General features: G+C 67.4%; 11 protein-coding genes and 1 tRNA gene. 4 read left to right on the top strand and 8 right to left on the bottom strand.

Translation table 11 applies throughout. The features are described 5' to 3' along the window. Positions 1–115 precede the first annotated feature (115 nt). A complete protein-coding gene (gene rpiA, locus AC1DO7_RS33725; RefSeq protein ID WP_441623159.1) occupies positions 116–802 on the bottom strand; it encodes a ribose-5-phosphate isomerase RpiA in 687 nt (228 codons plus the stop codon). A gap of 257 nt (positions 803–1,059) precedes the next feature. Between rpiA and tal the strand changes: the two genes are divergently transcribed. Beyond that, positions 1,060–1,998, top strand: a complete 939-nt coding sequence (tal, locus tag AC1DO7_RS33720; RefSeq protein WP_477117085.1) for a transaldolase — start codon at positions 1,060–1,062, stop codon at positions 1,996–1,998. Positions 1,999–2,064: 66 nt separating this feature from the next. Here tal and AC1DO7_RS33715 read toward each other — a convergent pair whose 3' ends face one another. From AC1DO7_RS33715 to rnr, 3 genes are all read right to left on the bottom strand, one after another. Further along, positions 2,065–2,823 (bottom strand): SIR2 family NAD-dependent protein deacylase, encoded by a 759-nt coding sequence (locus AC1DO7_RS33715; RefSeq protein WP_477117084.1) that lies wholly within the window; start codon positions 2,821–2,823, stop codon positions 2,065–2,067. Between the two features lie 4 nt (positions 2,824–2,827). Then, a complete protein-coding gene (gene rlmB / locus AC1DO7_RS33710; protein ID WP_477117083.1) occupies positions 2,828–3,571 on the bottom strand; it encodes a 23S rRNA (guanosine(2251)-2'-O)-methyltransferase RlmB in 744 nt (247 codons plus the stop codon). Positions 3,572–3,643: 72 nt separating this feature from the next. Then, complete coding sequence (gene rnr / locus AC1DO7_RS33705; protein WP_441623151.1) at positions 3,644–6,220, bottom strand: ribonuclease R; 2,577 nt, start codon at positions 6,218–6,220, stop codon at positions 3,644–3,646. A gap of 68 nt (positions 6,221–6,288) precedes the next feature. Here rnr and AC1DO7_RS33700 point away from each other — a divergent pair. From AC1DO7_RS33700 to AC1DO7_RS33690, 3 genes are all read left to right on the top strand, one after another. Next, positions 6,289–6,375 (top strand) — tRNA-Leu (locus AC1DO7_RS33700). Between the two features lie 545 nt (positions 6,376–6,920). Next, the gene (locus AC1DO7_RS33695; RefSeq protein WP_441623149.1) at positions 6,921–7,358 is read left to right on the top strand and encodes an Rrf2 family transcriptional regulator; all 438 of its coding nucleotides are present in this window, start codon (positions 6,921–6,923) and stop codon (positions 7,356–7,358) included. A 145-nt stretch (positions 7,359–7,503) separates the two neighbouring features. Continuing rightward, positions 7,504–8,115 carry an NAD(P)-dependent oxidoreductase gene (locus AC1DO7_RS33690; protein ID WP_441623147.1) on the top strand — a complete coding sequence of 204 codons (612 nt, stop codon included), beginning with the start codon at positions 7,504–7,506 and terminating at the stop codon, positions 8,113–8,115. 28 nt (positions 8,116–8,143) lie between these two features. Here AC1DO7_RS33690 and AC1DO7_RS33685 read toward each other — a convergent pair whose 3' ends face one another. From AC1DO7_RS33685 to hflC, 4 genes are all read right to left on the bottom strand, one after another. Beyond that, positions 8,144–8,704, bottom strand: coding sequence for a phosphoribosyltransferase (locus tag AC1DO7_RS33685; RefSeq protein WP_441623145.1), 561 nt, complete (start codon positions 8,702–8,704; stop codon positions 8,144–8,146). A gap of 133 nt (positions 8,705–8,837) precedes the next feature. Beyond that, on the bottom strand, positions 8,838–10,178 hold the full coding sequence (locus AC1DO7_RS33680; RefSeq protein WP_441623144.1) for an adenylosuccinate synthase: 1,341 nt from the start codon (positions 10,176–10,178) through the stop codon (positions 8,838–8,840). Positions 10,179–10,291: 113 nt separating this feature from the next. Continuing rightward, positions 10,292–11,455, bottom strand: a complete 1,164-nt coding sequence (locus tag AC1DO7_RS33675; RefSeq protein WP_441623142.1) for an ATP phosphoribosyltransferase regulatory subunit — start codon at positions 11,453–11,455, stop codon at positions 10,292–10,294. Positions 11,456–11,739: 284 nt separating this feature from the next. After that, on the bottom strand, positions 11,740–12,383 hold a 644-nt coding region (gene hflC / locus AC1DO7_RS33670; protein ID WP_477117082.1), incomplete at its 5' end, for a protease modulator HflC.

Below are 12,383 nucleotides of genomic sequence, written 5' to 3'. Positions count from 1 at the left end.
GGCGTAATGTGCCTGGCGCGCGGCCTGGTGCCGCGCCCGGGAATAAAAAAGGGTGCCTCTCGCGGCACCCTTTTTCGTTCCGGCGCGCCCCGTGCGGGGCCGTCGCAGCCCAGCGTCAGTAGTCGCTGCGCTTGACGCCCTCCGGCGTGCCCAGCAGCAGCACGTCCGCGCCGCGCAGCGCGAACAGGCCGACCGTCACCACGCCCGGCACCTGGTTGATCGAGGCCTCCAGCGCCTTCGGATCGGTGATCTTCAGGCCGCTGACGTCCAGGATCACGTTGCCGTTGTCGGTCTTGAAGATGCCGCCTTCCTTGGTCATGCGCAGGCGCGGCTGGCCGCCGAACGCCGCCAGCTTGCGCGCTACCGCCGCGCGTGCCATCGGAATCACTTCCACCGGCAGCGGGAATGCGCCCATCACGTCGACCAGCTTGCTGCCATCGGCGATGCACACAAAGCGCTGCGCCACCGAGGCCACGATCTTCTCGCGCGTCAGCGCGCCGCCGCCGCCCTTGATCATGGCGCCGCTGGCGTCGATCTCGTCGGCACCGTCCACGTACACGGGGATTTCATCGACCTCGTTCAGGTCCAGCACCTTGAAGCCATGCTGCTGCAGGCGGCGGGTGGAAGCTTCCGAGCTGGAAACCGCGCCGGCAAAGCGCTCCTTGAACGCCGCCACCGCATCGATAAAGAGGTTGGCCGTGGAGCCCGTGCCAACGCCGAGCACGGCACCAGCCGGCACTTCCTTCTCGACATAGTCCGCCGCGGCTTGCGCCACCAGCGCCTTCAGTTCATCCTGATTCATGACAACAGCCCGTCTGCTTTTGGGGGAAACCGCATAGTGTACCGGATTGCCGTGGCATCGCCGGAGGCGCCACCGGCCGGCGGTACAATGGCTTCGAGACCGGCGGCGGACCGCATGAAAGCATCCCGCGCGCCGGCCACCGCATTGCGCTCTGCGCCGCCCTCCCCTGCCGGGGAAGGCAACGATGTACAGCGACGCCCGCGGCCAGGCACACCGGCCCGGCGTCATCACCAACCTCTACCAGCAACTCACCGACCATGAACCAGCTCGATCAGCTCAAGCAGTTCACCACCGTAGTGGCGGACACCGGCGACTTCCAGTTGATGAAGCAGTACACGCCGCAAGACGCCACCACCAACCCGTCCCTGATCCTCAAGGCCGTGCAGAAGGCCGAGTACCGCCCGCTGCTGGACCGCGCCGTGCGCGACAACGACGGCATCGACGCCGTCATGGACGCCTTGCTGATCGGCTTCGGCTGCGAGATCCTGGCCATCGTGCCCGGCCGTGTGTCCACCGAGGTCGATGCCCGCCTGTCCTTCAACACGGAAGCCACCCTGGCCAAGGCCCGCCACCTGATCTCGCTGTACGAGCAGCGCGGCGTGGCGCGCGAACGCGTGCTGATCAAGATCGCCTCCACCTGGGAGGGCATCCGCGCCGCCGAGGTGCTGCAGCGCGAAGGCATCCGCTGCAATATGACGCTGCTGTTCTCGCTGGCCCAGGCCGTGRCCTGCGCCGAAGCCGGCGCGCAACTCATCTCGCCCTTCGTCGGCCGCATTCTCGACTGGCACAAGAAGCAGGCCGGCGACAACTGGGATGTTGCCGCCAATGCCGGCGACAACGACCCCGGCGTGCGCTCGGTGCGCCAGATCTACGACTACTACAAGAAGTTCGGCCACCCCACCGAAGTGATGGGCGCCAGCTTCCGCAGCACCGAGCAGATCCTCTCGCTGGCCGGTTGCGACCTGCTGACCATCAGCCCGGACCTGCTCGAGAAACTCGCCGCCACCGCAGGCACGGTCGAGCGCAAGCTGTCGGTCGACCAGGCCCAGGCCGCCAATATCGCCCGCATCGAATGCAGCGAAGCGGCCTTCCGCTGGCAGTTGAACGAGGACCAGATGGCCACGGAGAAGCTGTCCGACGGCATCCGCCTGTTCGCAGCGGATGCGGTCAAGCTGGAAGCGCTGATCGCGGGCTAGCCTCCCGCTCACCCAGCTCCCGTTCACACCGGGATGGTCCCTGCGCAATCGGCGGGACCATCCGGTTCAGGATCGGGCCGGCACGGATCCGTCCCACAGCTGCGGCAGCACCACGCCCGCCGGTCCGCGCAGCACGATATCGGCGGTCTGGTCCAGCGCCGAGGGCTCGGGATTGACCACGATGACCTGCGCGCCGTGGTCCTTGGCGATGCCGGGCAGGCCGGCGGCCGGGTACACCAGGCCGGAGGTGCCCACCACCAGGCAGCAATCGCAGGTCTCGGCCGCGTGCTCGGCGCGATAGCGCGCCACGCGCGGCAGGTCCTCGCCGAACCACACCACGCCGGGACGCATCATGGCGCCGCACAGGTTGCAGCGCGGCGGCATGCCGGGAATGGCCGTGGCCGGGTCGCAGCGGCCGCAGCCGTCCAGCCATTTGTTGGCGAACAGGTTGCCGTGCAGTTCGATCACATCGCGGCTGCCGGCGCGCTGGTGCAGGCCGTCGACGTTTTGCGTGACCAGGGTGAGGTTTCTTTGCGCCGCGAGCGCGGYCAGCGCGAAATGCGCGGGGTTCGGATGGGTGGCCGCGACCAGCTCGCGCCGGTGCAGGTACCACTCCCAGACCAGCGCGGGCTGGCGCCGGTAAGCGTCTTCCTGCGCCAGTTCCTCCGGATTGAAACGTGACCAGAGGCCGGTCATGGCATCGCGGAAGGTCGGAACGCCCGACTCGGCCGAGACGCCGGCGCCGGTCAGCACCATGATGCTGCCGGCTCCGGCGATCAGGCCGCGCGCGGCCGCCAGAGAAGGCGCATCGATTTCCGCGGCCATGGGCTCAGCGCGGCAGGCGGCGCTGGCGCACCGCTTCATACAGGCACACGCCGCTGGCCACGGAGACGTTCAGGCTCTCCACGCCGCCGGCCATGGGAATGCCGACCAGTTCGTCGCAAGTCTCGCGCGTGAGGCGACGCATGCCCTCGCCTTCGGCGCCCATGACGAGAGCCATCGGACCCTTGAGGTCGACGTCGTAGACGGTCTTGTCGGCGCCGTCAGCCGTGCCGATCACCCAGATGCCGCGCTCCTGCAATTCGCGCAGGGTGCGCGCCAGGTTGGTGACGGTGATGTAGGGAACGGTCTCGGCCGCACCGCTGGCGACCTTGGCCACGGTGGTGTTGAGGCCCACGCTGCGGTCCTTGGGGGCGATCACGGCATGCGCGCCGGCACCATCGGCCACGCGCAGGCAGGCGCCCAGGTTGTGCGGGTCGGTGACGCCGTCCAGCACCAGCAGCAGCGGCGTGCCTTCGATGCCATCCAGCAGTTCGTCGAGATTGAGTGCCAGCGCCACGTCTTCGGCGCGGGCCACCACGCCCTGGTGGCGATCGGTGCCGGCCATGCCGCGCAGGCGCTCTGCGTCCACCGGATGCAGGCGCACATTGAGGCTTTCGGCAAGCCGGATGAAGTCCTGCATGCGGCGGTCACGCCGCGCGGATTCTACATAGACATCGGTGACGCCCGCGGCGTCCTGGCGCAGGCGCGCGGTGACGGCGTGAAAGCCGATCAGGAGTTTKTGTTTAGCCATGGCGGGATTGTACCCGCCGGGCCTTGCCGCGTGTCCAGAGCGGGGGAACCGGTTGCGGCTCCCCCCGCCACCTCAGCGCTTGCGCGCGGCGCGGCTGCTCTTGCCGGCCGGCTTGCCGCCGCCCTTGGGACCCGACCCGAGATGGGCCGGCTTGGGCTTGGCGGCGCGCTTGGCCGGCTTGCCGCCCTGGCCGATACGCGTCTTGACGGGCGTGATGACGGCCTCGAACACCGGCTGTTCTTCGATCACGCGGTCGAGCGTTTCGTCGAACGATTCTTCCGGCTTGGAGGTGCCGCCCAGCAGCGCCGCCAGCTGGCGGCCCTTCTTGCGCGCCGGCACGGCGTGCGCGGCGGGCACGCGCGGCTGCGCCTCGGTGACCGGCGCACGGGCACGCAGGTTCTTGGCCGACGGTTCCTGCACCAGGCGGAAGTCGATCTTGCGAGCATCCAGGTCCACGCGCGAAACCTGCACGCGCACGCGGTCGGTCAGGCGGTAGCGGATGCCGGTGCGCTCGCCGCGCAGTTCGTTGCGCGCTTCGTCGTACTGGAAGTAGTCGCTGCCCAGCTCGGTAACGTGGACCAGGCCTTCCACATACAGCTCGTCGAGCTGCACGAAGATGCCGAAGGAGGTCACCGAGCTGATGGTGCCGGAGTACTCGCTGCCGAGCTTGTCGCGCATGAAGTAGCACTTGAGCCAGGCTTCCACGTCGCGCGAGGCTTCGTCGGCGCGGCGCTCGTTGGCCGAGCAGTGCAGGCCGAGCTCGTCCCAGATGGCTTCGTTGCGCTTGGCGCGCGCCGCGCTCTGTTCGGCCTTGGCCGCGGCGTCCTTGGCCTGCATGCGGCGGGCCTTGGGCGCGATGGCGGTATTCAGCGCCGTGCCGGGGGCGAACGCCGGCTGGTACTTGGTGTGCGCCAGCACGGCCTTGATGGCGCGGTGGACCAGCAAGTCAGGGTAGCGGCGGATCGGGCTGGTGAAGTGGGCGTAGGCCTCGTACGACAAGCCGAAGTGGCCGATATTGTCCGGGCTGTAGACCGCCTGCTGCATCGAGCGCAGCAGCATGGTCTGCAGCATGGGCGCGTCGGGACGGCTCTTGATCTTGTCCATCACGTCGGCGTAGTCGGCCGCCTGCGGCTTGTCGCCGCCGGCCAGCGACAGCCCCACGGTCCTGAGGAACTCGCGCAGGTTCTTGAGCTTTTCCTCGCTCGGCCCCGCGTGGATGCGATACAGCGTGGGGTGCTTGAAACGCTCGAGAAAATCGGCCGCGCATACGTTGGCGGCCAGCATGCATTCCTCGATCAGGCGGTGCGCGTCGTTGCGGGTGCGCGGCAGGATCTGCTCGATCTTGCCCTGCGCATTGCAGACGATATAGGTCTCGGTGGTGTCGAAGTCGATCGCGCCACGCTCGCGGCGGGACTTGAGCAGGACCTGGAACAGCTCGTACAGGTTCTGCAGGTGCGGCACCAGGTCGGCGCGCTTGTGCGCCTCCGGGCCCTTGGTGTTGGAGAGCACGGCCCAGACCTCGTTATAGGTCAGGCGTGCCGCCGAGTGCATCACGGCCGGGTAGAACTGGTAGGCCTTGAGCTCGCCCTTGGCGGTGATGACCGCATCGCACACCATGCACAGGCGGTCCACCTGCGGGTTGAGCGAGCACAGCCCGTTGGAGAGCTTCTCCGGCAACATCGGGATCACGCGGCGCGGGAAATACACCGACGTGGCGCGGTCCAGCGCATCGGCATCGAGCGGCGTGCCGGGGCGCACGTAGTGCGACACGTCGGCGATCGCCACCACCAGGCGCCAGCCCTTGGCACGCCCGATCTTGACCGGCTCGCAGTAGACCGCGTCGTCGAAGTCGCGTGCGTCTTCGCCATCGATGGTCACCAGCGGCACGTCGCGCAGGTCAATGCGGTGGTCGAGGTCGGATTCGCGCACCGTGTCCGGCAGCGCGGCGGCTTCCTTGGCGCACGCATCGGAGAAGGCATGCGGCACGCCGTACTTGCGCACGGCGATCTCGATCTCCATGCCGGGATCGTCGATGTCGCCCAGCACTTCCACCACGCGGCCCACCGGCTGCACGTAGCGGTCGGGATAGTCGATGATTTCCACGCTGACCACCTGCCCCACGCGCGCCTTGCCCTGCGCCTTGGGCGGAATCAGGATGTCCTGGCTGATGCGCTTGTCTTCCGGCGCCACCACCAGCACCCCGCCTTCACTGAGCAGGCGGCCGATCACGTAGCGGTTGGCGCGTTCGATGATCTCGACGATCTGGCCTTCGGGCCGGCCGCGCCGGTCGTAGCCGATCACGCGCACCTGGGCGCGGTCGTTGTGCATCGCCTTCTGCAGTTCGCGCTCGGGCAGGAAAATATCGTCGTCGCCGTCGTCGCGGATCAGGAAGCCGAAACCATCGCGGTGGCCCTGCACGCGTCCGACCACGAAGTTGGGCTGGTGGGCCAGCTCGTAGCGGCCCTTGCGGTTGAGTTCGATCTGGCCGTCGCGCTCCATGGCGGCGAGGCGTTTCTGGAATCCGTCGTGTTCCTTGCGCGTGACGGCGAGCGCCTTGGCAATGTCGCCAGCCGACAGGGGCGACCCGGACGTCCTCAGGACGCCGAGGATTTCTTCCCGGCTAGGGATCGGATAGTTATTTTGATTCAATTTTATAGATAGTATTTGACAAACGTATTGCGGTCGCTATAATGAGCGCTTCTGTTGTTTCGACGCCCGCCCAGGTGGCGAAATTGGTAGACGCACTAGGTTCAGGTCCTAGCGGTGGCAACACTGTGGAGGTTCGAGTCCTCTCCTGGGCACCAGATCAAACGGGAAACCCGCAGCGCTTTCGAGCCTTGCGGGTTTTTTGTTTTCCGGCGTCTGATCTGACAACTTGCTGCTCCCGATTCGATATTTTCGATTTGCGCGACCGCGCGACCGCGCGACCAATCAATATAAACACAGCGGCGGTTCGCGGCGTATGCCTCGCCGCCCTCAGGCGGCCCTGTCACAGGGCCCGGCGTTCACACGAACCACCAGGGCGCGGCCCGGGCGAAAACCACCGCCAACCGACCGCCAACCGACCGCCTTTCGCGCCGACTGCTGCGCTGCGGGTGAGTGTATCAGTTTCAGTGCCGATACCGGCATTCTTCCGCCACGCGCGCGTCCAAATGTCGTGTTTCCCGAAGATTTCCCGCGATTTTCGCCATGAACCGCACTGTTTATGCCCAAGCGCATCTCCAGCCGTGCATCCGCTATTCGGCCTGGACACCCTCCTTGCCGCGACGCCGTCCGCCTGCCAGATAATCGGCAGCTTGACAGTCGGCGGTATCTGTAACTATCATGGTTTCACATTGCATCACTAACCATGACCACCAGTAGCCGCTTCGCCGTTGCCGTTCATATCCTCACCTTGCTGGCCAGCGCCGACGAGCCCTTGCCGTCGTCCCTGATCGCGGGCAGCGTGGGCACCAACCCGGCGCTGATCCGCCGGCTGGTGGGCCAGCTGGCCGAGGCCGGACTGGTGAGCACCGCGATGGGCAGCACCGGCGGCGCCTCGCTGGCGCGCGCGGCGGCGTCGATCACCTTGCTCGACGTGTTCCGCGCGGTGGAATCGACCGCGCTGATCACGCTGCACCACAGCGCGCCCAACCCGGCGTGCATGGTGGGCCGGGAAATCACGGGTGCGCTGAAGCAGGCCGCCGACCACGCGCAGGCGGCAATGGACAGCGCGCTGGCACAGACCACCATCGCCGGCATGCTGGCGGAGGTGGAGCGTGCCGCCGCGGAGCGCCGCAAGCGCTGATTTTTTTGACCTGATGTGTAACCAAATCAGTTTCACATCAGCCCCATGCTCGCGCCAGCCGCGGGCATGCCCTGCCGCGATCGCCGCACTGGCGATGCAGCCGGGCTAAAGTAACCAGGCTATACAGCCAAGCAAGGAGTTAAAGATGAAAATCGCAATCATCGGCGCCACCGGTCGCGTCGGCACCCGCCTGATCGATGAGGCCCTGCGCCGCGGCCACGCAGTGACCGCCGTCGCACGCCAGGCCGGGAAGCTCCCGGCGCAACCGAACCTCACCGCCCGCAACGCCGACGTGGCGGACACCGGGGCGCTGGCCGCGGCGATCGCCGGCAGCGACGTGGTCATCAGCACGGTGCGCTTCCTGCAGGCAAGCGCCGCGCAGATCGTCGGTGCGGTAAAGGCGGCGGGCGTGCCGCGCCTGCTGGTGGTGGGCGGCGCCGGCAGCCTGTTGGTGGCGCCCGGCGTGCAACTGGTGGATACCCCCCAGTTCCCCGAGGCATACAAGGCGGAAGCCCTGGCCGGACGCGACTTCCTCGCGGCCCTGCGCACCGAGAGCGCGCTCGACTGGACCTTCCTCTCCCCGGCGGCGCTGTTCGAGCCGGGCACCCGCACCGGCAGCTGGCGCACGGGCGAGGAAACGCTGATGTCCGATGCCTCGGGCAAGAGCTGGATCTCGATGGAAGACTACGCCACCGCCATGATCGACGAGGTGGAAAAGCCCGCACACTCTCGCCAGCGCTACACGGTGGCGTACTGACCGGGCCCGCGCCCGGCGTCCTGCCTGCTCAGCCCGCGCTGCCGTCGGTGGCGTGCTTGCCGCGCTTGAGCCAGGCCGCGAGGTTGTGCGGGCGCAGGGTGTCGTACTCTTCGAACGGCTGGTGGATCCAGGGATTRGTCGGCAGGAAGGTCACGTGGTAGTCCGGCTTGACCTTGGAGCAGGCCTTGTACCAGAGCACCGAGGAGCGGACTTCCGTCACGGCGGGATAGCGCTCCTTCAGGTGGCGGCCCACGCGCTCCAGCGTCACGCCGGAATCCACCAGGTCGTCCACCAGCAGGATCTTGCCCGACAGCTCGCCGCGGGTCATGGTGATGTACTGAGCGATATCCAGGTCGCCCTGCTGCGTGCCGGCCGCTTCGCGATAGCTGCTGGTGGCGAGGATGGCCAGGGGCACGTCGAAAATGCGCGACATCTGGTCGCCGACGCGCAAGCCGCCACGCGCCAGGCACAGGATCTTGTCGAACTTCCAGCCCGACTCATGGACGTTCAGTGCGAGGCGTGCGATCAGGCTGTGGTATTCGTCCCACGAGATCCACAGGTTCTCGTCGTCGTTCGATGGCAGGGTCATGATTTTCCAGCTCTTCGGCTTGAGGTCTGTCGACCGATAATGTTTCGGCCCGCTTGCGCGGGCCGATTTGCTATTGTGCTCTCGACGCCTTGCCGGCGTCATGCCACGGGCGCCCTTGCGGGCGCGCCAGGCGTCAGGCCACGTAGGGGTGGCGCAGGAGGATGGTCTCGTCGCGGTCCGGGCCGGTCGAGATCATGTCGATCGGGATGCCGACCACTTCTTCGATGCGCTTGAGGTAGGTGCGCGCCTGTTCCGGCAGTGCATCCCAGGCCTTCACGCCGAAGGTGGACTCGTTCCAGCCCGGGAACTCCTCGTACACCGGCACGCAGCGCGCCACCGCATCCGAGCCGCGCGGCAGGATGTCGACGGTCTTGCCGTCCAGCTCGTAACCCACGCACAGCTTCAGGGTTTCCAGGCCATCCAGCACGTCGAGCTTGGTCATGCACAGGCCCGACACGCCGTTGATCTGCACCGAGCGCTTGAGCGCGGCGGCATCGAGCCAGCCGGTGCGGCGCGGACGGCCGGTGACCGAGCCGAATTCCTTGCCGACGTTGGCCAGGCGCACGCCCACCGGATCCTGGCGGGCGGGGTTGTCGTTGTCGTACAGCTCGCTGGGGAACGGGCCCGAACCCACGCGGGTGCAGTACGCCTTGGTGATGCCCAGGATGTAGTTCAGGCGGCCCGGGCCGACCCCGGCGCCCGCCGCGGCCGCACCGGCCACGCAGTTGCTGGAAGTGACGAACGGATAGGTGCCGTGGTCGACATCGAGCAGCGTGCCTTGCGCGCCTTCGAACATCAGGTTGTCGCCGGCGGCGTTGACCGCGTACAGCTCGGCGGACACGTCGGCCACCATCGGCGCCAGGCGCGGCGCGTAGGCCAGCATTTCGTCCAGGGTCTGCTGGAAGTCCACCGCTTCGGCGCCCAGGTACTGGGTCAGCATGAAGTTGTGCAGGTCCAGGTTTTCGCGCAGGCGCTCGGCGAACAGCTTGGGATCGAACAGGTCCTGCACGCGCAGCGCGCGGCGGGCTACCTTGTCTTCGTAGGCCGGGCCGATGCCGCGGCCGGTGGTGCCGATCTTGCCGGCGCCGCGGCGCGCTTCGCGCGCCTTGTCGATGGCAACGTGGTACGGCAGGATCAGCGTGGTTGCTTCGGAGATGCGCAGGCGGTTCTGCACCTGCAGGCCGGCGCTTTCCAGTTCTTCGATCTCGCGGAACAGCGCCTCGGGCGACAGCACCACGCCATTGCCGATGTAGCAGACCGTGCCTGCGCGCATGATGCCCGACGGGATCAGTCGCAGGATGGTCTTCTTGCCGCCGATGATGAGGGTGTGGCCCGCATTGTGGCCACCCTGGAACCGCACCACGCCCTTTGCATGATCGGTAAGCCAATCGACGATTTTCCCTTTGCCTTCGTCACCCCACTGGGTGCCGATCACGACGACATTGCGTCCCTGGCTTACTGCAGAAGCGGACATGTTGATTTGGTCAGAAGGTTAAAAACGTATTTTACTCTCGTTGCCGGACAACTCCCCGATTTTGGGGAGATCGGCCTGCAACGCGAAGGAAATGAAACGAGCCGGCGCGGCGCTCAGGCGCCCGCGCGGCGCGGCACCACCGTCCAGCCGCCGGCGTCGCGCACGAGCTGGCGGTCGCAATTGAACTCGTCGAGCTGGTGCGTATGGCCCGGCAGCGACTGGATCACGATCTCGCCCTCGGCGCGCAGCGCGGCGATCTTCGCGCGCAGCTCGGGATCCGCATCCCACGGCGCGAAAATGGCGAATGCCCGCACTTCCAGCGGTGACAGCGCGGCAACTTCGCGCAAATCCAGCGAGAAGCCGGTTGCGGGCCGGGCGCGGCCAAAGGCTTCCCCGACCTTGTCGTAACGGCCACCGCGGGCCACGTAGTTGGGCAGGCCGGCCACGTAGGCGGTGAACATCACGCCGCTGTGGTAGTGGTAGCCGCGCAGGTCGGACAGGTCGATATTGACGCTGGCTCCGTTCACCTCGGCGGCCAGCGCGGCCAGTTCATCCAGCGCGCGCCCGATGGCCGGGCTGGCCGGCAGCGTGGCGCGGGCGCGCTCCAGCACCTCCACCCCGCCATACAGCGTTGGCAGGGCCAGCAGCGCATCGCGCTCGGCTTGCGGCATGCCTTCGGTCAGCTCGCGCAGCGCCGAAACATCCTTGGTCTCGAGCGCGGCGAACAGCGCGTCCTCGATCTTGCGGCTCGACGGCAGGCCGTCGAGCAAGGCTTCCAGGATGCCGGCGTGGCACAGGTCGAGCCGGACATCGGTCAGCCCGGCCACCTGGAGCGCGGCCAGCATCAGGGCCTGGATTTCGACGTCGGCTTCGAGGCCGGCATGGCCGTAGATCTCCGCGCCGACCTGGATCGGCTCGCGCGTCGCGCGAAAACCCGCCGGGCGGGCATGCAGCACATTGCCGGCATAGCACAGGCGGGTCACGCCGGAGCGGTTGAGCAAATGGGCGTCGATCCGGGCCACCTGGGGCGTGATATCGGCGCGCAGGCCCATGGTGCGGCCGGACAGCTGATCCACCAGCTTGAGCGTGCGCAGGTCGAGGTCGTGCCCGGTGCCGGTCAGCAGCGACTCCAGGTACTCCAGCATCGGCGGCATGACGAGCTCGTAGCCGTAGGTGCGGAACAGGTCCAGCATGCGGCGGCGCAGTTCCTCGATCTTGCGGGCCTCCGACGGCAGCACGTCGGCAATGTTTTCAGGCAGAAGCCAGTGGTTGGACATGGTAAATCTCTTCACGTCATGCAGTTGCCGGGCGCCCTTGGTGCACCCGTTGAATTTCGTTCGCGCATTCGTTCGCGCATTCGTTTGCGCATGCGATTGCGCATTCGTTCGCGCAGTCTTCCTCGCCAGCGGCAAGCCGGCTGCCAGTCACCCGGCAGCGCCGCCGTGAGACGGCCGCGACGCCCGCCGCGGCGCGCATCGCCGCCCCTCCAGCCGGACAAAACCCCGGCAAGCCGGGGTTTTGTCCTGGCGCCCGGCGGCCGTGGCCGCCCAGCGTGGCCCTGCTAGCGACGTCCTGCCGCCGGCGCCGCGGCCGGCGCCGGGGCGCCTCCCGCCGAGCGCATATAGCGGAAGAAGTCGGAATTGGGCTCCAGCACCAACACGTCGCGCTTGTCGCGGAAGGTATTCCGGTAAGCCTCCATGCTGCGCCAGAACTGCGCGAACTGCGGATCGCGGCCGAATGCATCGGCGTAGATCTGCGAAGCCTGGGCATCGCCCTCGCCCTTGATCTTCTGCGCGTCGCGGTAGGCCTCGGCCAGCACGACTTCGCGCTGGCGGTCGGCGTCGGCGCGGATCTTCTCGCCTTCGGCCGCGCCGGTGGAACGCAGTTCGTTGGCCACGCGCTTGCGCTCGGCCTCCATGCGGCGGTACACCGATTCGCTGATCGCGGGCAGCAGGTCCACGCGCTTGAGGCGCACGTCGATGATCTCGACGCCGACCGACTGGGCGTAGTCGGCCATGGCCGAGCGGATGTTCTGCATGACCTTGTCGCGCTCGCCGGCGACCACGTCGGCCACGGTGCGCTTGCCGAATTCCTCGCGGGCGACCGAATCGATACGCTGGGTCATGCGATCCTGGGCGCCGCGGATATTGCCGTTGAAGGCAACATAGAACTTGCGCGGATCGACGATGCGCCATTTGACGAACC

It is taken from the genome of Cupriavidus sp. 05N40 (assembly GCF_056397305.1).
Note: the sequence above shows the minus strand (reverse complement) of the source record. Positions and strands in the feature narration are given on the sequence as shown.

What these genes read in the sequence shown, in the direction of transcription:
- rpiA (WP_441623159.1), bottom strand. Translation starts at nt 802, where the DNA reads ATGAATCAGGATGAACTGAAGGCGCTGGTGGCGCAAGCCGCGGCGGAC.
- AC1DO7_RS33695 (WP_441623149.1), top strand. Translation starts at nt 6,921, where the DNA reads ATGACCACCAGTAGCCGCTTCGCCGTTGCCGTTCATATCCTCACCTTG.
- AC1DO7_RS33690 (WP_441623147.1), top strand. Translation starts at nt 7,504, where the DNA reads ATGAAAATCGCAATCATCGGCGCCACCGGTCGCGTCGGCACCCGCCTG.
- AC1DO7_RS33680 (WP_441623144.1), bottom strand. Translation starts at nt 10,178, where the DNA reads ATGTCCGCTTCTGCAGTAAGCCAGGGACGCAATGTCGTCGTGATCGGC.
- AC1DO7_RS33675 (WP_441623142.1), bottom strand. Translation starts at nt 11,455, where the DNA reads ATGTCCAACCACTGGCTTCTGCCTGAAAACATTGCCGACGTGCTGCCG.